The 21,649-nt window shown below is 71.2% G+C and carries 15 protein-coding genes and 1 pseudogene; 4 read left to right on the plus strand and 12 right to left on the minus strand.

All coding sequences use genetic code 11. From position 1 onward, the window contains the following. Nucleotides 1–2: 2 nt before the first annotated feature. The 10 genes from G3I78_RS53115 to G3I78_RS06180 form a co-directional block, all read right to left on the minus strand. Nucleotides 3–1,466, minus strand: a complete 1,464-nt coding sequence (locus G3I78_RS53115; RefSeq protein WP_164421755.1) for a carboxylesterase family protein — start codon at nt 1,464–1,466, stop codon at nt 3–5. Further along, nucleotides 1,463–2,686: an amidohydrolase family protein gene (locus G3I78_RS06140; protein WP_164421756.1), complete on the minus strand. Its 1,224-nt coding sequence runs from the start codon at nt 2,684–2,686 to the stop codon at nt 1,463–1,465. Before G3I78_RS06140 ends, G3I78_RS53115 begins: the two co-directional genes overlap by 4 nt. 167 nt (nt 2,687–2,853) lie before the next feature. Beyond that, a complete protein-coding gene (locus tag G3I78_RS06145; RefSeq protein WP_164421757.1) occupies nt 2,854–4,845 on the minus strand; it encodes a hypothetical protein in 1,992 nt (663 codons plus the stop codon). Between the two features lie 83 nt (nt 4,846–4,928). Continuing rightward, the gene (locus tag G3I78_RS06150) at nt 4,929–5,723 is read right to left on the minus strand and encodes an ABC transporter ATP-binding protein (RefSeq protein ID WP_164421758.1); all 795 of its coding nucleotides are present in this window, start codon (nt 5,721–5,723) and stop codon (nt 4,929–4,931) included. Then, the gene (locus tag G3I78_RS06155; RefSeq protein ID WP_164421759.1) at nt 5,720–6,535 is read right to left on the minus strand and encodes an ABC transporter permease; all 816 of its coding nucleotides are present in this window, start codon (nt 6,533–6,535) and stop codon (nt 5,720–5,722) included. Before G3I78_RS06155 ends, G3I78_RS06150 begins: the two co-directional genes overlap by 4 nt. A gap of 4 nt (nt 6,536–6,539) precedes the next feature. Further along, complete coding sequence (locus G3I78_RS06160; protein ID WP_164421760.1) at nt 6,540–7,307, minus strand: ABC transporter permease; 768 nt, start codon at nt 7,305–7,307, stop codon at nt 6,540–6,542. 2 nt (nt 7,308–7,309) lie between these two features. Then, nucleotides 7,310–8,311 carry an ABC transporter substrate-binding protein gene (locus G3I78_RS06165; protein WP_164421761.1) on the minus strand — a complete coding sequence of 334 codons (1,002 nt, stop codon included), beginning with the start codon at nt 8,309–8,311 and terminating at the stop codon, nt 7,310–7,312. 20 nt (nt 8,312–8,331) lie between these two features. Next, complete coding sequence (locus tag G3I78_RS06170) at nt 8,332–9,708, minus strand: FAD-binding oxidoreductase (protein ID WP_164421762.1); 1,377 nt, start codon at nt 9,706–9,708, stop codon at nt 8,332–8,334. Nucleotides 9,709–9,808: 100 nt separating this feature from the next. Continuing rightward, nucleotides 9,809–10,741: an amidohydrolase family protein gene (locus tag G3I78_RS06175; RefSeq protein WP_343243657.1), complete on the minus strand. Its 933-nt coding sequence runs from the start codon at nt 10,739–10,741 to the stop codon at nt 9,809–9,811. Continuing rightward, nucleotides 10,734–11,582: an SDR family NAD(P)-dependent oxidoreductase gene (locus G3I78_RS06180; protein ID WP_343243658.1), complete on the minus strand. Its 849-nt coding sequence runs from the start codon at nt 11,580–11,582 to the stop codon at nt 10,734–10,736. Before G3I78_RS06180 ends, G3I78_RS06175 begins: the two co-directional genes overlap by 8 nt. A gap of 128 nt (nt 11,583–11,710) precedes the next feature. On the opposite strand from G3I78_RS06180, the gene G3I78_RS06185 reads away from it, so the two are divergent. Further along, nucleotides 11,711–13,036 carry a hypothetical protein gene (locus tag G3I78_RS06185; RefSeq protein ID WP_164421764.1) on the plus strand — a complete coding sequence of 442 codons (1,326 nt, stop codon included), beginning with the start codon at nt 11,711–11,713 and terminating at the stop codon, nt 13,034–13,036. Between the two features lie 48 nt (nt 13,037–13,084). Here the strand turns inward: G3I78_RS06185 and G3I78_RS06190 are convergent, their stop codons facing one another. Then, a complete protein-coding gene (locus tag G3I78_RS06190) occupies nt 13,085–13,276 on the minus strand; it encodes a hypothetical protein (protein ID WP_164421765.1) in 192 nt (63 codons plus the stop codon). Nucleotides 13,277–13,622: 346 nt separating this feature from the next. On the opposite strand from G3I78_RS06190, the gene G3I78_RS06195 reads away from it, so the two are divergent. Next, nucleotides 13,623–14,756 carry a LacI family DNA-binding transcriptional regulator gene (locus tag G3I78_RS06195; protein WP_343243659.1) on the plus strand — a complete coding sequence of 378 codons (1,134 nt, stop codon included), beginning with the start codon at nt 13,623–13,625 and terminating at the stop codon, nt 14,754–14,756. A gap of 2,589 nt (nt 14,757–17,345) precedes the next feature. Here the strand turns inward: G3I78_RS06195 and G3I78_RS53120 are convergent. Continuing rightward, nucleotides 17,346–18,587: pseudogene (locus G3I78_RS53120) on the minus strand (glycosyl hydrolase); the annotation flags it as partial. 240 nt (nt 18,588–18,827) lie between these two features. Between G3I78_RS53120 and G3I78_RS06205 the strand changes: the two are divergent. Further along, nucleotides 18,828–20,126: an MFS transporter gene (locus tag G3I78_RS06205; protein ID WP_164421767.1), complete on the plus strand. Its 1,299-nt coding sequence runs from the start codon at nt 18,828–18,830 to the stop codon at nt 20,124–20,126. Nucleotides 20,127–20,150: 24 nt separating this feature from the next. Beyond that, a complete protein-coding gene (locus tag G3I78_RS06210) occupies nt 20,151–21,614 on the plus strand; it encodes an L-fucose/L-arabinose isomerase family protein (RefSeq protein WP_164421768.1) in 1,464 nt (487 codons plus the stop codon). Nucleotides 21,615–21,649 lie beyond the last annotated feature (35 nt).

A 21,649-nucleotide genomic window follows, 5' to 3' on the forward strand; every position in this document is an offset into this window, starting at 1 on the left:
TTTCACAGGGGGCGGTCGCAGCGGGCCAACAGCCGCATAGCCGCCAGTCGTTCGAGGGGGCCTGGCGTCACCGCGTCCCCGAGGAACATGACTTCGTCCTCGGTGAAGGTCGGCCAGGGCGGCAGCCCGTCGCCGTTCGGATCACCGGTGGCGACGAAGCGCGCCCAGGTGTCGGCCATGGTCCGGGCCAGTTCGCGGTCGGTCTCGGTCCAGGGCCAGGGGCGATGGTCGAAGTTGTCCAGGGCGTAGGGGAGTTCGGCCGTGTGGTGCACGCCGTAGCCCGGGACTCCGTCGCGTGGTGGCGCGAGGTCCAGGCCGGTCGGGAGGGGTGGGGTCCGGGTGAAGCGGTACATCCAGGTGGGTGCCGTGCCCCGGTGTGCCCTGGCCCAGTGCCAGACCGGGTAGGTGAAGCGGCTCTCGCCGGTGAACCGCCGTGCCGTGCGCCGGGCTTCGTCCAGATCGCGGACCGGGTACAGTTCGTCGGCCTCGGGGTCCACGGGAAGGCTGCGCAGTGCGTCCGGGGTGGCGTACACGGAGCCCTCGTCGGTGTTCGTGCCGACCAGCAGCGGTACGGCGTGCTGTCTGCCCGTGCCGAAGACCTGGTCGCTGGGCTCGGTGAGGACGCGGCCGTCGAGGACGGGGCCGAAGTGGCCGCGCAGCACCAACTCCACTCCGTCGAGGCGCCGTAGCCCTTCGATGTCCCGGTCGCCGAAGCTCTCCGCCCAGCGCAGCCCCTGTTTCTGCGCGTCCGCCTGTTCGGTGAGCGGCCCCTCCGCTCGGCCGATACCGGAGGCGCTCTGGCCGAGGGCCGCGTGGAAGAGTGGCCGAGCCACTTGGGATGCCATGAGGTGGCAGATGTGGGCGGCCCCTGCGGAGTTGCCCGCGAGGGTCACCCGGTCGGGGTCGCCGCCGAAGGCCGCGATGTTCTCGCGTACCCAGGTGAGGGCGGCGACGATGTCGAGCAGTCCGTAGTTTCCGGACGCGCCCGGTTCGTCCTCGCCGGCCAGCGCGGGGTGGGCGAGGAACCCCAGTGCGCCGAGGCGGTAGTTGAGGGTGACGACGACCAGGCCCCGGCCGGCGAGGGCGCGGCCGTCGTGGATCTCCTGGCCGCCATGGCCGTACCGGTTGCCGCCGCCGTGGATCCAGACCATGACCGGGAGGGCGGTGCCGGGTGCCGGATCGGGTGTCCACACGTTCAGATGGAGGCAGTCCTCGCTCATCACCAGCGCCCGCCGGTCGGCGAAGTTGGTGTGGTGCATGATCGAGTCGCGGGGCGGCTGCGGCTGGAGCGGGGCGGGTCCGAAGTCGTGCGCCCGTCGCTCGCCGTCCCAGCGCGCCGGTGGCCGGGGTGGTCGCCAGCGCAGGTCGCCCACGGGTGGCTCGGCGAACGGGATGCCACGGAACACCGCCACGTCCCCGGCCCACTCCCCCGCGAGCCGTCCCGCGGCCGTGCGGGTGCGGATCACGCCGGGGCCTTGTGCAGGGTGCCGTCCTTCATGATCGCCGTCAGTCGATGGCGGTCCTGGAGGATGCGGATGTCCGCCAGCGGGTCACCGTCGACCAGGACCAGGTCGGCGAGGAACCCCGGCCCGATCAGGCCGAGTTCGTCGCCCATGCCCATGACCTGGCCGCCGTGCTGGGTCGCCGCGCGCAGCGCCTCCGCCGGGGTGAAGCCGAACCAGTCCACGAAGAGTTCGAGGTCGCGGAGGTTGCGGCCGACCGGGTTCCAGGCGAAGCCGTAGTCGCCGCCGGGGACGACCCGGATGCCGCGCCGGACGAGTTCGGGCACGACCTCGCGCACGGCCTTCGCCGTGGCCTCGACCTCCATGCCCGGCTCGGGTTCGCTGCCGCTCTCATGGAGGTTGGCGTGGATGATGCCGGGAGTCGGGGCGACGAAGAGGCGGCCGCGGGCGGCTTCGAGGAGGTCGAGGGCCTCCTCGTCGGCGAAGGTGCAGTGGTAGACCGCGCGGATGCCGTGCCGTACGGCCATCTTGACCGACTCGGCGGCATGGGCGTGGGCAGTGAGCCAGACGCCGTGCTTCCGGGCCGTCGCCGAGGCCGCCGCCACCTCCTCGTCGGTGAACTGCACGATCCGCGAGGTCCCTTGGACGACCGCGCTCTCACCGGAGAGCGACAACTTGACGATGTCGACGCCGAGTTCGGCCATCTCGGTGACGAACCGGGCCACCGATTCCGGGTCGGAGGCCCGGCCGTCGACGCCCGGGAAGTCGTAGACGCCGGGCTCGACCATGCCCGCACTGCCCTCCCAGGAGGCGGCCTTGAGGCGCGGTCCGGGCATCCACCCCTCGTCGAAGGCCTTGCGCGCGGCGGTCTCCGTGCGGGGCTGCCGGTTGCCGCCCGAGTACGCGCTGGTGATGCCGTGGTCGAGCAGGACCCGGCCGGCGTGTGCGACGAGCAGCGCCTTCTCCTCCAGCGGTTCGTCGCGGCGCGGGGAGCGGTGCTCGACGGTGGAGCCGAAGCCCAAGTGCGTGTGGGCGTCGACGAGTCCGGGCAGCAGGGTGCCGCCGCCTCCGTCGATCACCCGGGCCTCGGTACGCCGGTCGCGGGAGACGGAGTCGGCGATCTGGGCGATCCTGTCGCCCTTGACGAGGACCTGTGCTGGGAAGGGATCGCGTCCGGTGCCGTCGAAGACCTGGACGTCGGTGAAGAGCGTGGTTCGTGTCATGCCTCAGCGCCACCTTCCCTGTGGTCGCCGGTCGCGTCGAAGGTCGCCGGTTTCATGAGATCTCCCTGAAAGTGTCGACACAACTGCGTCTTTGGCTTACGGTCGGGGCCCGGCCCCCGGGATTCGGTTCGCATACTGCCCCGGGGGCCGGTTCTCCTCTGTCCCGCTCAGGCCACCGTCAGGGTGAGCGCGCCCGAGTACGTCTTCCCTGCCTCGATCGCCGTGGCGGTGCCACCGACGGTCAGGGACACCGTCTTCCCCGAGGGCGCGGTGACCGCCGCGTCCGAGGCGAGGGTCAGGGAGCTCAGGTACGACGTCCCGGTGACGGTCCAGGTGGATCCGGTGCCGAGAGTGACGAGGACGCCGTTGTTGACCACCGCGCTCGGTGTGTTGGTGACCTCGCTGATCTCCCGGTAGGAGTCCTTGGTGAGGATGGAGACGCTGTGCTTGGCGGTGCTCGCCGAGATGACTCCCTCGACGGTGGAGCGGGTGAAGGACAGGGTGAGGTTCTGGCCCTGGAGGCTCGCGTTGCCGCCGCCCCACACCGAGTTGTAGAAGTCGCCGGTCAGGTCGATGTCGGTGAAGGTCGCCCTGGAGTCGGTCGACTGGGAGGAAGTGGTGACCCAGGACGACGACTTGGCCGGGGAGCCGGTGGGCTCGGTGTACGTGCCGGTGGTCTCCGAGGACCAGGGGTGGCCCGAGACCGTGACGCTGCTCGGCCGGTCGGTGTCCATCAGCTGGAAGATGACGCCGTTGCCCGCGTTGACGGTCGCGCCGTCGGAGCCGTCCACGGTGACCGTGCTGGCGACCGCCTTGGAGACGAACGCGGTCTCACCGGTGTTGACCTGGGTGCCGCCGTCGATGGTGACGGACCCGGCCGCGTACCACAGGACCATGAAGCGGCCCGCGTCCACGGTGGTCGACCGGACCGGCAGCGCGCTCAACTCAGCCGAGGTGAGGCCCAGTTCGAGCGAGTCGTTGAGGTCGGACACGGCGTCCTTGGCGCTGTCGCCGTAGTGTGCCGAGGCGCCCCAGTGGATCAGGGCGTAGTCGCCGACGTCGAAGGTGCAGCCGAGGAAGTGCTCGGTGACGTTGCCGATGGCGTACGAACCGTAGCCCTGGCCACCGGTGTTGGCGATGGTGCTGTTGATGGCGGTCAGGGTGCAGTAGCTGCCGCCGTCGACCGAGAGGGCGCCCCATTTCTCCGAGGAGATCGAGGAGTTGATGTACGACGCCTTGGTGCTGGTGCCGAGCAGGTTGGTGGTGCGGACGTTGCCGGACAGGCCCAGCATCCACGGCACGGTGATCATGTAGCGGGTGTCGCCGGTGCCGGCGGCCGGATACTCGTCGGGGACGACGCCGTCGGCGCAGTGCAGCGTGGAGTTCTTGACGATCACGTTGGCGGTGGCGTCGGCGATGACGGCGGTGCGGACCACGCCGACGTTGCTGATGTTCGCGCCGTCCAGGACGAGGGTGGTGCCCGAGCCGGTGCCGACGACGGAGGCGCCGTAGCCGATGAAGTCGCAGCGGCCGTTGCCGTCGAAGGCGATGGTCGGGTCGGTGAGGGTGTAGCTGCCGCCGCCGGTGACGTAGACGCCGTTGAAGGCCTCGCCGTTGGAGGTGAGGGTGATGCCGGAGGCGCCGGTGTCGGTGACGGTGCCGCCGAGGACGTCCGAGGGCACCGACTTCGACTCGTCGACCCCGTCGGAGTCCACGTAGATGGCCTGCCGGAAGGGGAAGGTGAGGGTGCTGTAGGCCAGTTCGTTGGCCTCGGCGACCGAGAGGACGACGGTGCCGGTGTAGGTGCCCGCGGCGATCGCGGTGGCCACTCCGCCGTCGCCGTCGGTGAGTGCGGCGAGTTCGCTGCCGGTCTCGACGCCGTTGACGGTGAGGCTGAGGCTGTAGCCGTCGGGGACGGTGATGGCACCGCCCTCCTCGATGGTCAGGCAGCTCGCGGTGGTCGTCTCGGTCAGCTCCAGGGTCTCGCCGGAGCCGACCTCGATGCAGGCGGCGGCCTTCTTCCTGGCCTGGTGGGACGCGGCGTGGGCGCTCGCGGGGGCGAGGAGCGTCGGGGCCATGGCGGCGGCCACCGCCACGAGCAGGGCACGGGGGCGGGCCCGGTAGGTGACCTCGGGTCCTGTCCTGCTGGTGCGTGTCACTCTGAACTCCCTTGTTCTCAGCGGTTTTCGGGCAGGGGTGACCGACACGGGGCGGTCGGCCGTGGTGGGGGGGTGCGATCAATTCACCGGCGGGCTGTCTCAGGCCGGGTCGGGACGCTCTCGCCGCGGATCAACGCCAGGACGCGGGTGCGCAGTTCGGCGAAGCGGAGGTCGGCCCGTGTCGACAGTTGGTCGCGTTCGGTGCCGAGGGGGACGGTAAGGGTGTCGAGGACGGCCGTGGGTCTGCCGCCGAGGACGATGACGCGGTCGCCGAGGTAGACGGCCTCGTCGATGTCGTGGGTGACCACGACCACGGTGATGCCGAGCCGGCGGCGCAGTTGGAGGGTCAGGTCCTCCAGGTCGAACCGGGACTGGGCGTCGACCGACCCGAACGGCTCGTCCATCAGCAGCACCGGGGCGTCGTAGGCGAGTCCGCGGGCGATGGCGACCCGCTGCTGCATGCCGCCGGAGAGCTGCCAGGGGTACTTCTCGCCGACGTCCGGCAACCCCACGGCGTCCAGGCACTCCAGCGCGCGCCTCCTGCGGACGGCCTTCTTCACACCCCGGCCCTGGAGCGGGAAGGCCACGTTGTCCCAGACGCGCAGCCACGGCAGCAGGGAGCCGCGGTAGTCCTGGGAGACGACGGCGATGTCGGCATGGGGCTCGGTCAACGGCCGGTCTCCGTAGCGGACTTGACCACCGGTCGGCGAGGTGAGGCCGGCGAGGCAGCGCAGCAGGGTGGTCTTGCCGGCGCCGGACGGGCCGACGAGACACACGGACTCCCCCGGGTCCACGCGCAGGGAGAGGCCTTCGAGCACCCGGTGCTCCCCGAAGCTCATGCCGACGTCCTCGACGTACAGGCTCGATCCGCGTGTCATACGACGACTCCGTTGCTCTTGACGCTCTCTGCGGGGACGGGCCGCGGGGACCGCACCCGGGGTGCGCGCTGGTGGTACCAGCCCAGGACGCGGTGCTCGACGAGCAGGAGCAGCACGCTCAGGCCGTAGCCGAGGACGCCGATCAGGATGGTTCCGGCCCAGGTCTCGGCGACGTGGAAGCTGGATCCGCTCTGGAGGATGAAGTTGCCGAGCCCGACGGGTGAGCCGTAGATCTCGCTGACGACCATGAGGACGACGGCGATCGACAGGGCGACCCGGATGCCGGCGAGGATCTGCGGCAGGGCGCCGGGAAGGATCACCCGGCGCAGCCTCAGCGGCCAGGGGATGCGGTAGCCGCGAGCGGTCTCGTGCACGGCGGGGCCGATGGCCTGCACTCCGCTGATCGTGTTGAGCAGGATCGGCCACACCGAGCCCAGGAAGATCAGGAAGATCTTGGGTCCCGAGCCGATGCCGAGGGTGAGGATGATGACCGGCACGAACCCGACCGTGGGGGTGGCGCGGGCGAAGTCGAGAAGTGGGCCGGTGGCCAGGCGCAGGGTGCGGATCTCCCCGATGACGAGTCCGGCGCCGACTCCGACGACGGTGGCGAGGGCCAGGCCGAGCAGGATGTTGCGCAGGCTGAACAGCAGGTCCTCGACGAGACCGCCGTGCGCCAGCTGGTCCCACAGGGTGCCGAGGACCTCGGTGAGCGGCGGGAAGTAGAAGCTGGTGCTGTCTGCCGTCGCCACCAGGAGGACGGCGAACACCGAAGCGGGCAGCCAGAGTTGGCGCAGGATCGCTCTCCACGGCATACGGCTACTCCCCTCCCGTGTGGGCGGGTGGCCGCCAGCGCAGCAGCCGGTGCTCGGCGAACTGGGCGAGCAGGGTGATCGCGTGGCCGATGGCGCCCGCGGCGAGGATGTAGGCGTACGCCCGTGCCGATGCCCCTGCCTGCTGCGACTCCATGATCATGTGGCCCATGCCGGGCAGGGTGGTGAGCACTTCGACGCCGATGGACACGAGCACGGAGGTGGTGGCGGCCAGTCTGAGGCCCGTCATGATCGAGGGAACCGCGCCGGGCAGGATCACCCGGCGGAAGCGCAGCAGCCTGGGGATGCGGTAGCTGTCGGCGGTCTCGTGGACGGCCGGGGTCACGGCCTGGGCGCCGTACTGCGCCTGGAGCAGGACCGGGAAGACGCAGGCGATGAAGACGACGGTGGCCTTCATGCCGGGTGTCGAGCCCAGGACCAGCAGGAACACCGGCAGCAGGGCGATCACCGGGAAGGAGCGCAGGATCTCCATCAGCAGCCGGGACGACTCCTCGGCCGTCGCGTACACGCCGGTCACCAGTCCGACCGGGATGCCGACGGCGGTCGCGAGGAGGAGCCCGGTGACCGCGCCGCGCAGGGTCTCCCCCACCGCCTGCCAGAAGGCGCCGCTGCCGAGCAGGTCGCCGAGCGCGGACGCGACCGACGCCGGTCCCGGCAGGGCGGTCGGACTCACCGCTACCGCCGCCGTGATGAGCGCCCACAGCGTCAACACGGCTGCCAGGGCACCGAGTTGCAGCAGTCGGACCTTGGCCATGGTTACTCCCCGGCCGTGGTCGGGGCCTGGTCCCAGTAGAGGGAGTCGTCCTTGGGCTCGTTGTCGAGGAGGTCGAACTCGTGCATCTTCGTGATGACGGTGCGCATCACCGTCGTGTTGAGGGTCTTGTCGTAGTAGTTGATGTCGTGCGCGTCGATGAAGCTCGCGGGGACCTGGGTGTACTTCTTGTCGATCGCCTTGACGGCCGCGGGGTGCGCGTTGGCGTAGGTGATGGCCTTGGCGACCGCTTCGACGAACTTCTTCGCCGCGTCGGCGTTCTTCGACAGGTACTCCTCGCTGGAGAACAGGAGGCCCTGGACCATGCCAGGCACATCGTTCATGCCGTTGCCTACGGAGCGCAGTCCGCTGTCCTTGCCGGCGAAGTAGAAGGGGCCGAAGGAGAAGACCGCGTCGGTCTTGCCGGAGGTGGCCGCGTCGGTGAGCGACGTCGTGGGCAGGGCGACGAACTTGACCTTGCCCGGGTCGCCGCCGGCCTTCTGCACCAGGTACTCGCAGATGAACTGGATGGTGCCGCCGAGTGCGGAGATGCCGACCGTCCTGCCCTCCAGGTCCTTGAAGGACTCGATGTCGCTGTCCTTCTTGACCAGGAGTCCGTCGGTGGGGTCGGTCTTCGTGGTCGCCGACTGGAGTCCGGTGACGATCCGGATCGGCATGTCCTGGGCGGCGCCCTTGAGGAAGCCGGAGCTGTCCGTCATCGCGAACTGGGCCTCGCCGTTGAGGACGGAGGGGGCGTTCTGCGAGGTGTCCTGGGCGCCGGCCTTGATGGTGACGTCGAGCCCGGCGTCCTCGAAGTAGCCCTGCTGCTGGGCGATGTAGAGCGGTTCGAAGATGGCGCCGTTGGACCGCAGCACGGTGATCCGTGCCTTGCCGTCGGAGGTGGTGGCGGCTCCGGACTCCCCGCCGCAGGCGGTCAGGGGCGTGGCGAGGGTCAGCGCGGACAGGAGGGCGAGGACATGGCGCCGCGTGGTTCTCGAAGTGTGCATGGAACGGCTCTCCTTTGAGCTCATGAGTACTTGTGCGTCCGGGAGCGACCCGCGGTGGCGTAGGCGGTCGTGGACTCCTGAGGGGTCATGTACGTCCGGAACACGCCCTCGGGGTCGTACACCGCCCGGATCTCCTCCAGGCGCGCGGAGTTCGCGGGGCTGAGTCCGTGGTCGAAGCGGTCGGCGAGGTTGTTGTCGGAGAACTGGAGCCCCGCGGACAGGTGTTGGAGGTCGGCGAGGAGTCCGTGCGTCCACTGTTCGTGGGCCAGGTCCTCGGCGGGGTCCGTCCAGCCCGCGTTGGGCGAGAGGTAGAGCTTGGCCTGGCTGGACCAGCAGGCGTCGGGGCGCTCCGGGTGGTGGCCCCAGAGCATCCACAGCACATGGCTGGTGGTGTCCGGGATCGAGTCGAACAGCGGCCGGGCGGCGTCGAGCACCTTGTCGACGGGCTCGTCGGTCCAGATCCCGTCGAGCGCCCAGCGCATGCCGGGCGGGGTCATGCGGTCGGCGTACTCGTACAGCCGCGCCATGGTGGTCTCCTGCGCGGCGACCGCCCGGATCGCCCGGTCCCGGAACGGCGCGTCCTCCAGCGGAGCGAGGAGGTCGTCGTCCGCGTCGCAGAAGGCGGTCGCGGTGACGGAGACGGTCCTGCGGTCGAGCCCGGGCGTGAAGCCGACCTTGGCGGAGAACTCGACTGCCGGATCAAGGGTTTCGAAAATGTCGTACGACCATGCCAGCACCTCGTCCCGGAGGTCGAGGGGGTAGCTGTGCACGGTCCGCAGGATGCGGCGCGGCCTGTCGTGCAGGGCGAGGTGGAAGCGGGTGACGACGCCGAAGAAGCCGGGTCCGCTGCCGCGGGCGGCCCACAGCAGGTCGGGGTGGGTGGCGTCGGTGGCGTGGACGAGGGTGCCGTCGGCGAGGACGACGTCGATCGCCCGGATGCTCAGACAGGCGGGGCCGAGCCCCCGGGAGTCCCAGCCGTAGCCGCCGCCGAGGACGAACCCGCCGATGCCGACGGTGGGCGCGTGTCCGGTGGGGAAGAACAGGCCGTGTGGAGCGAGCTGTTCGAGCAGGGCGGGGCCCGTGGCCGAGGGCTGTACGGCGGCGGTGCCCGCGAGCGGGTCGACGCTGATGTCCTGGAGCCGCGAGAGGTCGAGCAGCATGCCGCCGTCCCGGACGCCGTTGCCCACCCAGCTGTGGCCGCCGGAGCGGACGCCGATCGTGAATCCTTCGGCGCGGGCGAGTCGTACGGCGGCCACGACGTCCCGTTCGTCGTGGGCGAGCACGATGACGTCGGGGTACCGGTCGGGCTTGCGTTCGTTCCAGACGGCGTCGCGACGGGCCTGTTCGTAGGCCGCGTCGCCGCGCCCGAGCAGTCGGTCCCGGGACAGCTGAACCATGGACGTTCTCCTCACGCGGGGTTCGAGTCGGGACACTACTGTCGACACTTTTCCCCATCAAGGGATGCGACAACGAAATACCTGTGGGTTTCTGCCGACACTATGGAGTTGCTGAGAAGTCGAAGAGTTCTGCCGGGTTGTCCACCATCAGCAGGCGAAGATGTGCGGGGTCGGGTGCGATGTGCTCGACGAGGTCGACGAGCAGCCCGTCGTCGGGCGCGGCGCCGACGATGTTGACGTGCGGATAGTCGGTGCCCCACACCACCCGCTCCGGCGCGTGCTTCACCAGGCCTGCGGCCAGGGCGACCGCGTCGGCGTACGGCGGCCCCTGCCGAGAGATCCGGTCGGCACCGCTGACCTTCACCCACACCCGGCCGGTGTCGAGCAGCGCGCGCAGGCTGCGCGGCGCCGTTCCGTCCGGCCCCGCGGTGAGGTCGACGCGCCCCATGTGGTCGACGACCACCTTGCCCGGCAGCGCGCGCACCAGGTCGCCGAGGAGGGCGATCTCCTCGTCGTGGACGTGGAGTTGGGCCGTCCAGCCGAGTCCGTCGACGCGTTCGAGGACGGAGTCGATCTCGGCGCGGGTGGGCGGGGTGCGCAGATGGGGCAGGAAGTTGAGCCGGAAGCCCCGTACGCCGGCCCGGTGCAGTTCCTCGATCTCGCCCCGGGTGGTCGTCGCACCGATCAGGGCCACACCGCGCAGACGTCCGTCGCCGGTCGCGAGGGCGTCCAGCAGGCCCGTGTGGTCGTTCCCGTGACACGAGGACTGCACGATCACGGCCCGGTCGAGCCCCAAGTGGGCATGCAGGGCGCGCACTTGGTCCTTGGGGGCGTCCAACGGCGTGAAGGTGCGGTCCGGGGCGTAGGGGAAGACGTCGGCCGGGCCGAGGACGTGGCAGTGGGCGTCGCAGCTGCCCGGCGGGAGCAGCAGGGAGGGCTCGCGCGGGGGGGGGGGCGGGGGCGGGCAGCCGGGCGAGGGAAGCAACTCGGCCTGCGCGGCGGCCGGTTCACGGACCACGGCGGGCTCAGTCACAGCGGGCCGTCATTCCGCCGTCCACGACGATCTCGGTGCCGGTGACGAAGCGGGCCTCGTCCGAGGCGAGGAAGAGGGCCGCGTACGCGGTGTCACGCCCGTCGCCCATGAAGCCGAGCGGGATACGGGCCTGCCGCTGGGCGAGCAGCTTCTCCACGTCACCGCCCGCGCGTTGGCCGGCGAGGCGGGCCTCGACCATCGGGGTGTGCAGCTGCCCCGGGACCACGGTGTTCACCCGGATGCCGTCGGGGGCGAACTCCACGGCGGAGACCCGGGACAGCTGGATGACGGCCGCCTTGGCCGCCGCGTACCCCACCTGAGCGGAGCCGGTCCAGCGCAGCCCGGACGCTGAGGCGGTGTTGACGATCGTGCCCCCGCCACCGCGCCGCATGATCGGGACGGCGTACTTGCAGGCGAGGAAGGCGCTGGTCAGGTTGGTGCGCAACTGCCCCTCCCAGTCGTCGAGAGCGAGGTCCACCGCGCCCCCGGCCCGGGAGCCGCCGACGTTGTTGACCAGTACGTCGATACGTCCCGCCGTCCGCTCGCACTCCGCCAAGTGGCCCTGTACGGCCTCGGGTTCGGTGACGTCCAGCACGGTGGTGTGCGCGGTGCCGCCCTCTTCGCGGATCTGGCGGGCGGTGACCTCCAGGGACTCCTTGTCACGGTCGGCCAGGAAGACGGTGGCGCCTTCCCGGGCGAAGATCACGGCGGTGGCACGGCCGTTGCCCCAGCCGGGGCCGACACTGCCGGCGCCGCCGATGACGGCGATACGGCCCGCGAGCCGGCCGAGCCGTCGGTCGGACAGGTCTTCGGGCAAGCCTTCGGGCAGGTCTTCGGGCACGGGTTCTCCCTCACTAGGGTTGCCGAAACTGTCGACAGTTCTAGCTAGGTGTCGACAGAAAGTAAACATCAGCACCCTGTGAGCGCGAGTATTGCCATTACTGTCGACAGAGGGTTTGGATGGGGGCCATGGACAAGCCCTCCGTGTTCACCCCCGAGGAGATCGCCCGCTTCCGCGCCGAGCTGGCGCTGCGCCGCGCACCCGGCGCCCACGAGCCGGGCCGCTGGTCGGTCAGTCCGCTCAACCGGCGTACGGATGTGGTGGGTTCACTGCCCCCGTCGGTGCGGCTGCGGGACGCGACCCTGCGTTCGGTCGAGACACTGCCTGGCGTCGTCGCGACCCCCGGGGCGAAGGCGGACTTCCTGCGCCGGCTGGTCGGCAGCGGGGTGCCCGAGGTCGTCACGGCGGGCCTCGGCGGGCGAGGCGACGCGGCCCTCAAGGACGAGGTGCGGCTGGTCAAGGAGGAGAACCCGGACTGCCGGGTGGTGTGCCCGCTGATGCGCTCCCCGGCGGACGTCGACCGCGCGGCCGCGGCCGGCTACGACGCCGTACAGGTGTGGGTGCAGGCGTTCGGGGAGACCTCGCTGATCTACCGGGCGCCGGTGTACGAGAGTGCCTGGCGCGGCGAGGAGTGGCGGTCCGGGGACATCCCGCGCGACCGGGCGGCCGTACTGACGCATGCGGCGCGGCTGGTGTCGTACGCCCGTGAGCGCGGGCTCGAGGTGATCGTGCCGCTGCTGATGGTGTCGTACGCGACCGAGGAGAGTCATGAGGAGTCCGTCACCGTGCTCGCCGGTGCGGGCGCGAGTGAACTGACCCTGTTCGACGGGCCGGGCGCGATGAGTCCCGAGGCCTACGCCCATCTCGTACGGCTCACCCGGGCCCTGGCTCCGGACGTCGAGGTCGGCCTGCATCCGCACAACACCTTCGGCCTGGCCGTGGGTTGCGCGGTCGCCGCGGTCCGGGCGGGAGCCTCGGCGGTCGAGCTGTCGGTCAACGGCTACTGCGGCGGCCCAGGCAACGCCGACCTGGCGGCGACGGCCCTCGCCTTCGAGGCGCTGTACGGCGTGGAGACCGGCATCAGGACCGAGCGACTCACCGAACTCGCCCGGGCGGGACAGGACCTGACGGGATATCACACCGCGTGGAACCATCCGGTGACCGGCACTCACGCCTTCTGCTGGGGAGGCTTGGACTTCATCACCCAGGAGACGGCGATCGACCCGCTCCTCCACAACTGCCTTGAGCCGGAGCTGGTGGGCAACTCCCGGGCCGTCCCCTTCACTCCGGACAGCGGCCCCTACACGCTGGCCGACCGGCTGGCAGCACTGGGCATCGAGCGCGGACCGGCCGAGGTGGACGACATCCTCGTACGGGCAAGGGAGTTGATGGCGCGCGAGGGGCGGCTGCTCACGGACGGGGAGTTGGCGGAGCTGGCCGCGCGTCCGCGGTGACGGCGACGGGCCCCGATCGAGTGATCGGGGCCCGCGGCGGGGGTTTCGTCAGTGCAGGCCGAGGTAGGCGTTGGCCGCGACACCCTCGGTGGAGACGAGCGCGTCGACGTCGGCGCAGACGGCGAGCGGGCCGACCTCGAGGTGGAGGGCGGCGCCGGTCGAGACGGCGACACCACCGGAGATGCTGTCGAGGTCCGCGTCGTGGATCTCGGTGGTCTCGAAGCGGGGGGCGGAGTTCATGGCGGCGCGTTTCCTTTCGCGGAAGCAATGTCGAGAACGACCCCCGGATCGAAGCATGCCCTGAGCATCACCGCCAGTTAACTGCGTGGCGAAACGGGCGCACGGCTCCATCAGCCGCGCAATCCGATCACCGAACTCACCTGTTCCTTCACACGATTCGCCGCCGCTATCGGACACAACGGGCTCATGACCGCGACGGTCCGGTCTTCCCATGACCTAGTGGTGAACGGTGTGCAGGTTCACCGGATTTTCGATGGCCGCCCCTCGGATCCGTGGCCCGTCTCCCCGTCGAAAAACGTTTCACATACCGTGTGGGTAGACTTGCGCCGGCCGCGACGAGGAGGGGGTGACCAGGGTGTCCGTCCGCCCCGCCCGTATCCAGGAGGTCGCCGCCGCGGCCGGTGTGTCGGTCTCCACGGTGTCGAACGTCCTGAACCGGCCCGAGCGGGTCAACGCGCGTACCGCCGAGCGGGTCCGGGCCGCGGTCGCCGCGCTCGACTACGTCCCCCATCCGGGGGCCGCCGGGCTGCGCACCGGGCACTCGTCGTCGATCGGCCTGGTGCTGCCGGACGTGACCAACACCTTCTACTCGCGCATCGCCCGCGGTGCCGCCGACGCGGCCTACGAACACGGCTATTCCCTGGTGCTCTGCGACAGCGGGGACGCGCCGGAGCGGGAGCAGGGGTACTTCACGATGCTCGCCGAACAGCGGGCCGTGGGCGCGGTGGTGGTCCCGCTCGGCGCCGACCCCACCCGGCTGACGCGGCTGCGCGAGCGCGGTGTCCCGCTGGTGCTGGCGGACCGTGCGATACCCGTCCAGGAGGGCTGTTCCGTCTCGGTGGACGACATCGCCGGCGGCCGCATCGCGGTGCAGCACCTCCTGGACCGCGGGGCGCGCGACCTCCTCGTCGTCAACGGCGAGCGCACCATCCGCCAGTGCGCGGACCGCTACCAGGGCGCCCGCCAGGCCGTGCGCACCCGGCGCGAGGCACGGCTCGGGCAGGTCGTCGCCGGGGAGATGACGGTGGCGCACGGCGCGGAGATCGCCCGGCGGCTCGACGAACTGCCCGACGGGGTCTTCTGCACCAACGACTTCCTCGCGGCCGGACTGTGCCGTGCTCTCGGTGAGCGCGGGGTGCGGATTCCGGAGGACGTCCAGGTCGTCGGCTACGGCGACCTGGACATAGCGAGCTTCGTGGGCACCACCCTCACGACGGTCCGGCAGCCGGTCGAGGAGCTCGGCAGGGCGGCCGTCGAGATGCTCCTCGACGAGGTGGAGGCCCGCGCCGAACACACCCATGAGACAAGGGTGTTCGCGCCCGGGCTGGTCCTGCGGGACTCCACCCTCGCCGCCTCAGACGGCCCGCTCCAGCCTGACCGGGCCGAACAGCCCCGACGGCAGCTGGGAGGGGAAGGCCCAGGCGGTCGGCGTGGCCTCGGCCAGATACGGGGCCAGGGTGTTGTGGACGGTCACGTCTAGGCGCACGGTCCGCCCTGCGGTACCGCGGAGTTCGAAGCGGTACGGCGCGCAGAACGCCTCCCCGACGGACTCGCCGTCGACGGACACCTCGACGCTGCCGCGCACCCGGCCCAGATCCAGCACCGGATCCACCCCGGGCGGCACCTCCAGCGTCCGCGAGTAGGTCACCCCACCGCTCCAGCCGCCGAGCCCCGCCTCACCCCAGTCCCCGAGCGGCAGCGGCGCGGGGACGGTGTGCGCCCGCACCGGCCCGCTCCAGGCGGAGCCGCCGCGCAGGAAGGCCGTGGGTTCGGTGACGACCTCGAACTCCGTTGCCGTGTCGAGGGGTTGAGGCAGCCTCAGTTCCCCTTCCTGCACCAGGAGTTCTTTACCGTCCTCGGACTTCACCCGTGCTGTCAGCTCCAGCGGCAGGTCGAGCCTGACCGTGCCCGGCGGCACGGTGAAGCGGAAGCGCTGCTCGGTCTCCCGGAGTTCGTCGGTGGACCGCAGCGGAAGTACGGCGGTGCCGAGCGCCGGGGCGCCGGTGAGCCACTCGGTGTCCGGCAGCGGGTGGGGCCGTACGGCGGCGTAGCAGTGCTGCAACTCCCCCCAGCGTCCCTCGTGTTCGAGGGTGAGGCCGTGCCACTCCCCCGTCCGGGCCTCCCAGCCGGGGCCGCTGACCAGGGCGGTGGAGCCCGCGACCAGGTCGACGAACACCGCGTCCCGCACCTCGACGCTGTCCGCCACGACGTCGAGGACGTGCTCGCCGCCGCCCAGGGTGAGTTCGTGCCGGAAGAACATCGGCACCGCGCCCCAGTCGGACTCGTAGTACTCCGTCTTCTCCTGCCGCGCCACGACGGTCCCGTCGAGCAGGACGGTCACGCCCACCGCGGCGCCGACGACGAGCACGGCCGCCGCGCCCTCCTCGGGGATCTCAAGTCGGCCGCGGTAGGTGACGGTTCCGTCCGGTCGTACGTCGTCGGGCAGGCACATGAAGTGCGGGCGGGGGCCGAACCCGTCCGGGAGGGACAGACAGAAGTAGCTGCCCAACGGGGTGTCGGGGGCGCCCGCGATGGCCCGGGGCCGGTCCTCGGCGTCGGACAGCTCGTACTCCAGCACATTGCGGTCCTGGTCGACCCGCACCCGGGCGGTCGCGAGACAGCCGCCGCTCGTGTCGAGCCGACTGCCGTTCCACCACACGCGTTTGACCGCCGCCGCGCCGAGATGCAGGTCGGCGGGGCCGCGATGGCCGGTCTCGACGACGGTCCGGACCCGGGCGACGGTCCCGCGCACGGGCACCGGCACCCGGACGAACTCCTCGGGAACCAGGCCCTTGTTGCCGAGCAGACCGTAGGGATCGGGGATGCCACGACTCGACGAGTACAGCAAGACACCCCAGGCCGCGGACGCCAGCGCCTGCTCCCCGGCGAGGATCCGCTCGACGGCCGCACGGTCCAGCGGCTCGGGCGCCTCGGCGGCGGGCACGGGTGGCAGGACACGGACCCGGTTGCCGTAGGTCACCCGGGACGTCTCCCAACCACCCTCGGTCCCCGACCAGTTCATGGTCCAGATCTGCGGTGCGTCGACGGAGGTTCCGGCGGGCAGGGCGAGGTCGCCCCAGGTGTTGTCCATGGTGGGGGCGAGGCTGCCCTGCCAGCCGGTCGAGAGGTCGATCGTCTCCGGCGGACGTGGCGTCCGTGGTGCCGACTCACGTGCCGCAGAAGGCCCTTCGTGCCGTACGACCGCCGCGGACGGCCCTTCGCGCCATACGACGAGGGCGGCGGGGGCGCCGTCGAGCGGGACCTCGATGGTCGAGACGCCGTCGGCGACGGTGACGTGTCCCGGGCGGCGGGCGCCGGTCGCCGGGTTCCAGATCTCGGCCTCGGCGATCTCGGCCCGGACCGTGACGGACGAAGTGCGGGCGTAACGCGTGGGGTCGGCCTCGTGCTTGCCGCGGGCCGGGTCCACCCGGGCGTCCGGGCATGCCCCGGTGACCAGGGCGATGGCCTCCTCGCCCTTCCTCCGCACGAGCAGCGGTACTTCGCCGGTCGCGTATCCGGCCGCGTCGGCGACCGAGGCGGCGCCGGACTCGGCGTCCGGCGCCCGCTCCAGGCGCGGGTGGGCCAGCAGCGCCGCCACGACGGAGTCATCGCCTGCGGTCCCGGCCGCGTGGGTCGGCGGGCGGCCCACCACGACGACCCGCCCGCCGGCGTCGAGGAGATCGGTCAGCCGGCGGGCCGTCTCCTCCTCCAGGACGCTCGCCGAGGGCAGCAGGACCGCGCTGTAGGCCAGGTCCCGGACGCGCAGGGCGCCGTCGCCCGCCTTGGCGGCCTGGACCGAGGCGTCATCGATGACGTCGAAGGAGATCCGGTGCCGGTCAAGGGCGCCGACGGCGGGCCGGAGCCAGTTGTTGGTGCCGCACAGGTCGAGGTAGTGGCGCTGGGTCTCGTCGACGTCGGAGTGGGCGGCGCCGAGGCGGCCGTTGCCGAAGTGCTGGACGGGCACGTCCACGGGGATCAGCGACTGCATGGTGGCGGTGGGGTGCAGGACCGCCACGTCGGCGCTGTAGGTGCCCCAGGACAGGAGGGAGCAGAGCCGGGCGACGGCCTGGGAGAACGCGGGGTACTGCCGCCAGTAGGGCTGACGCCAGTCGGTGGAGGGCGCCGCCCACTCGAACCAGCCGCCCGCGGTGCCGAAGTAACTGGCGTGCGGGTTGTACAGGTTGGCGCCGCCGCGTACGAAGGGCAGGAGCCAGTCGTAGGTGTCCTCCAGGGTGCCGCCCCAGCCGGAGGAGTGGAACGCCTCCATCCAGACCCGCTCGTGGCCGTAGAGGTGGGCCATCGAGGAGTGCACCTTGGCGTCGCCGTGGTGGTCGCTGCCCGCGGCGCTGTAGTGGCGGTGGGTGCGGAAGTAGTCGGTGTAGAGCTGGGTCGACTGGGCCGGGTAGCCGGAGCGGGCGGGATTGCTCTGGTCGCAGCCCAGGAGCAGGCCGCGCTCGTCGTGCCAGGCGGCGAGGGGGCGGAAGAGGGCCTCTTCGGTGAGTTCGGCGCGGACGGCGTAGTAGTCGGCGCGGATCTTCCGGGCCCGGGTGGTGTCGGCGCCGGTGAAGAGGGCGGGCAGGTGGTCGAGGAGGTCGTAGCCGCGGCGGGCCCGGAACTCCTCGGGGAAGCGGACGGTCCAGGAGTTGGTGGCGGGCAGCTCGTCCTGGAAGCTGCCGGCGATGACGTTGCCCAGGTACTCGGGGACGCGGCGGTCGTACTCGCGGTGCACGGTGTCCAGCAGGAGGCCGACGGCGCCGGGGGCCAGGTAGTCGAAGGCGGTGGGCACGGCGGTCACGAGTCGTACGTCCGTGCCGTCGGCGGCGTCGATCCGGGCGCCCTCGCCGACCGGCAGGCGTGCGCCCGTGCTGTCGTAGGCGCCGAGGAGGGTCTCCGTGCCCCGGAGTCCGACCGTGTCTCCGGTGACGACGGCCCGGCGGGTGCGCAGGGCCCGGCCGGTGGCCTCGGGATGCCGTCGGGTGAGGGTGCCCTGCACATTGGCGCCGGAGAAGCCGATCTGGTCGTAGAACCACAGGCGGGTGCCCAGCTCTCCGGCGATCTCGCAGGTGTCCCTGAAGCGGGCCCACCATTCCTCGCCGAACCACACCGGGTCGTCGGTGCGGGCGCCGAAGGTCGGTCCTGCCGGGGCCAGGTTGATCACGACGAGGTTGTGGATCCCGCCGTCCGCGAACCGGCGCAGCTGCCAGGCCAGTCGTTCGCGGGTGACCTTCGCGCCCGACCACCACCACAGCGGGGTGGGGCCGAAGTCGCGGGGCGGATTGTCGAACAGGTGGTGCAGGGAGGGGGAGATCACGGATCGGTCCTTCCGACGGCGGCTCGGACACTCTCACGGACCAAAAACGTTTTACTTCAGCCTCACCGTAGGACACCCGCAAGGCACCGGCCAGAGCTGCGGGGCCGTCAGCTCGTTCCCACGGATGGCCGCATGACGTCTTGTTGGAACGTTTTTACCCTCCTATAGTCGCTGGGCACCGGCCGAGAACCGTGACGTCCCCCTCCGCTCGGACCCTCTCCCCCCACACGGAGCCGCCTGATGGCCCGAATCTCCCCCGAACCACTCCACCGGGAACAGCCCGTCGAGAAGCGCCTGTGGAAGGTGGCGGCGCTCTCCGGAATGGCGTCCTACCTCGACGCCGCGCTGATCGTCAGCATCGCCGTCAACCTGGCCATCTACCGCGACGCCTACGACATGGGCGTGTGGATGGCAGGGGCGATCAGCGCGATCGTCACCAGCTGCATCGCCGTCGGCTCCCTGGTGGGCGGCCGGCTCGCCGACGTGTTCGGCCGGCGCCGCCTCTACAACCTGGACATCCTCTGCTACGCGCTCGGCGCCCTCGTCATCACCCTGGCGCCCGACGACATCACCCTGCTGGTGGGTGTGCTGCTGGCCGGTCTCGCGGCCGGCGCCGACCTGCCGACGTCGCTCGCCGTGGTCTCGGACACGGCTCCCGACGGGGCCCGGGGGCGGCTCATCGCCTTCACCCAGGTCATGTGGATGCTGGGCATCATCGTCGTCATCGCCCTCGGCTTCGCCCTGTCGACCACGGGCATGACCGGCGCGCGGCTCATCACCGGCCATCTGGCCGTCGCCGCGCTGGTCACCTGGCATCTGCGGTCCCGGCTGGAGCTGGCCGCCGGACCGGACGTGGTGCGGGACGGGCCTCGCGGGGACTCGCCGGACGAGCCGCGAGGCGTGCCGCTGCGGAACGTGTGGAACCGGGCCGCCCTGGTGCCCATGGCCGCGACCCTCGTCTTCTACGTCACCTGGGGTCTCGGCGCCAACACCGTCGGCCAGTTCGCGACCTACCTGCTCGTCACCGTCAGCGGTGCCTCGCAGAGCATGGCCACCGGCATCAACCTGGTCTGTCTGCCGATCGGCCTGGTGCTGACGCTGGCCTTCGTGCGCTTCGCCGACGGGCCGTGGCGGGACCGGCTGTTCTGCACCGCCGCGATCGTGCAGGTGGTGGCCTTCGCCGTCGCCTCGCTCACCACCGGGGCCATCGTCGGCATGATCGTGTTCTTCGTTCTCTACCAGCTGTCCAACCCCTTTGCCGGGGAAGCCAATTACAAGGTGTGGTCGCAGCTGACGCTGCCCGCCGACACCCGAGGCACCACCCAGGGGATCACCTACGCCTTCTCACGCGCGGTCTTCGCGGCCGCCGCGTTCGTCACCCCCGCCCTGCTCGACCACAGCCCCGCCGTCCTGCTCTGGACGATCACCGCCTGCATGGCCGTGTCGGGGGTCGCGGGCCTGTACGTCGTCCGCGTCCTCGTTCCGCGTCACTCCCCGGCCCCGGCCGCCGCGGCGGACCTGAAGGTCGTACAGACCTGACCCCGACCCCCAAGGAGCGCCGACATGGCGACGACCGACCCCCGCGCCACCGAACGAGCCGCTGTCCTGCGTGAGTCGCTGCCTCCCGTGACACGGCGCCGTACCCGGATCGGACTGGTGTCCGGCGGGCTCGGCACGTACTGGCCGCAATTCCCGGACCTGCTGCCGCAGTTGAAGGAGTCGGCCGCGTATGTGGCCGAGCGCCTGGAGCAGTTGGACGCGGAGGTGACGGACGCCGGGTTCGTCTCCGACGCACAGGAGGGCGCGGCCGCGGCGGAGAAGCTGCGGCTGGCGGACTGCGATCTGATCGTGCTCTTCCTCACGACCTATCTCACCTCGTCGATGGTGCTGCCGATCGCCCAGCGCTCGCACACCCCGGTCCTGGTCGTCGACCTCCAGCCGTCCGAGCGGATGGACCACGCCTCCTTCGACACGGGCGCCTGGCTGGCGTACTGCTCGCAGTGCTCGGTGCCGGAGGTCGGCAACGTCTTCCGGCGGGCCGGGATCCCCTTCCGGTCGGTGTCGGGCTGGCTGCGCCAGGAGTCGGCGTGGCGGCGGGTCGAGCGGTGGGTGCGGGCGGCACACGTCCGGGCCGCGCTCAGGCACGCGCGGCACGGGCTGATGGGGCACGTGTATCCCGGGATGCTCGACGTGCAGACCGATCCGACGCTGCTGTCGACGACGTTCGGCTCGCATGTGGAGGTGCTGGAGTTCGACGATCTGCGGCACCGGGTGGAGAAGGTGACGGAGGCCGAGACCCGGGAGCGGGTGGCGCTGGCCCGGAAGCTCTTCACCGTCGACGACAGCGTGGTCGACGAGGACTTCGCGTGGGGGGCGACCGTGTCGGTGGCCCTGGACCGGCTGGTGGCGGACTTCGGGCTCGACACCCTCGCGTACTACCACCGAGGGCTCGACGGGGAACTGCACGAGCGGCTCGGCGCGGGCATGATCCTCGGCGCCTCGCTGCTCACGGCCCGGGGAGTGCCCGCGGCCGGCGAGTTCGAACTGCGCACCAGCATCGCCCAGTTGGCCTCGCAGAGCATCGGCGCCGGGGGTTCCTTCACGGAGATCCAGGCGCTCGACTTCGAGGACGGCGTGGTGGAGATGGGCCATGACGGGCCGGCCCATCTCGCGGTCAGCGCCCGGGACCCGCTGCTGCGCGGACTGGGCGTGTACCACGGCAAGCGCGGCTGGGGCGTCAGCGTGGAGTTCGACGTCCGGCACGGGCCGGTCACCCTGCTCGGGCTCGGTCAGGACGCCGACGGCAGCCTGTCGTTCATCACGTCCGAGGGCACGGTCGTGCCGGGACCGGTGCTGGAGATCGGCAACACGACCAGCCGGGTCGACTTCGGCCGGGACCCGGGCGAGTGGGTCGACGCGTGGAGCGCCACGGGCGTGGGGCACCACTGGTCGCTGGCGGTGGGACGGCACGGGGCCGATTTCGGGGCCGCGGCGAGTCTGCTGGGGATCGAGCACCGGGAGGTGTGACCCGGGCCGGGCCCTGAAGGGTGTCCGCCGTCGCG

This window comes from Streptomyces sp. SID13726, from assembly GCF_010548375.1.
Taxonomy (GTDB): domain Bacteria; phylum Actinomycetota; class Actinomycetes; order Streptomycetales; family Streptomycetaceae; genus Streptomyces.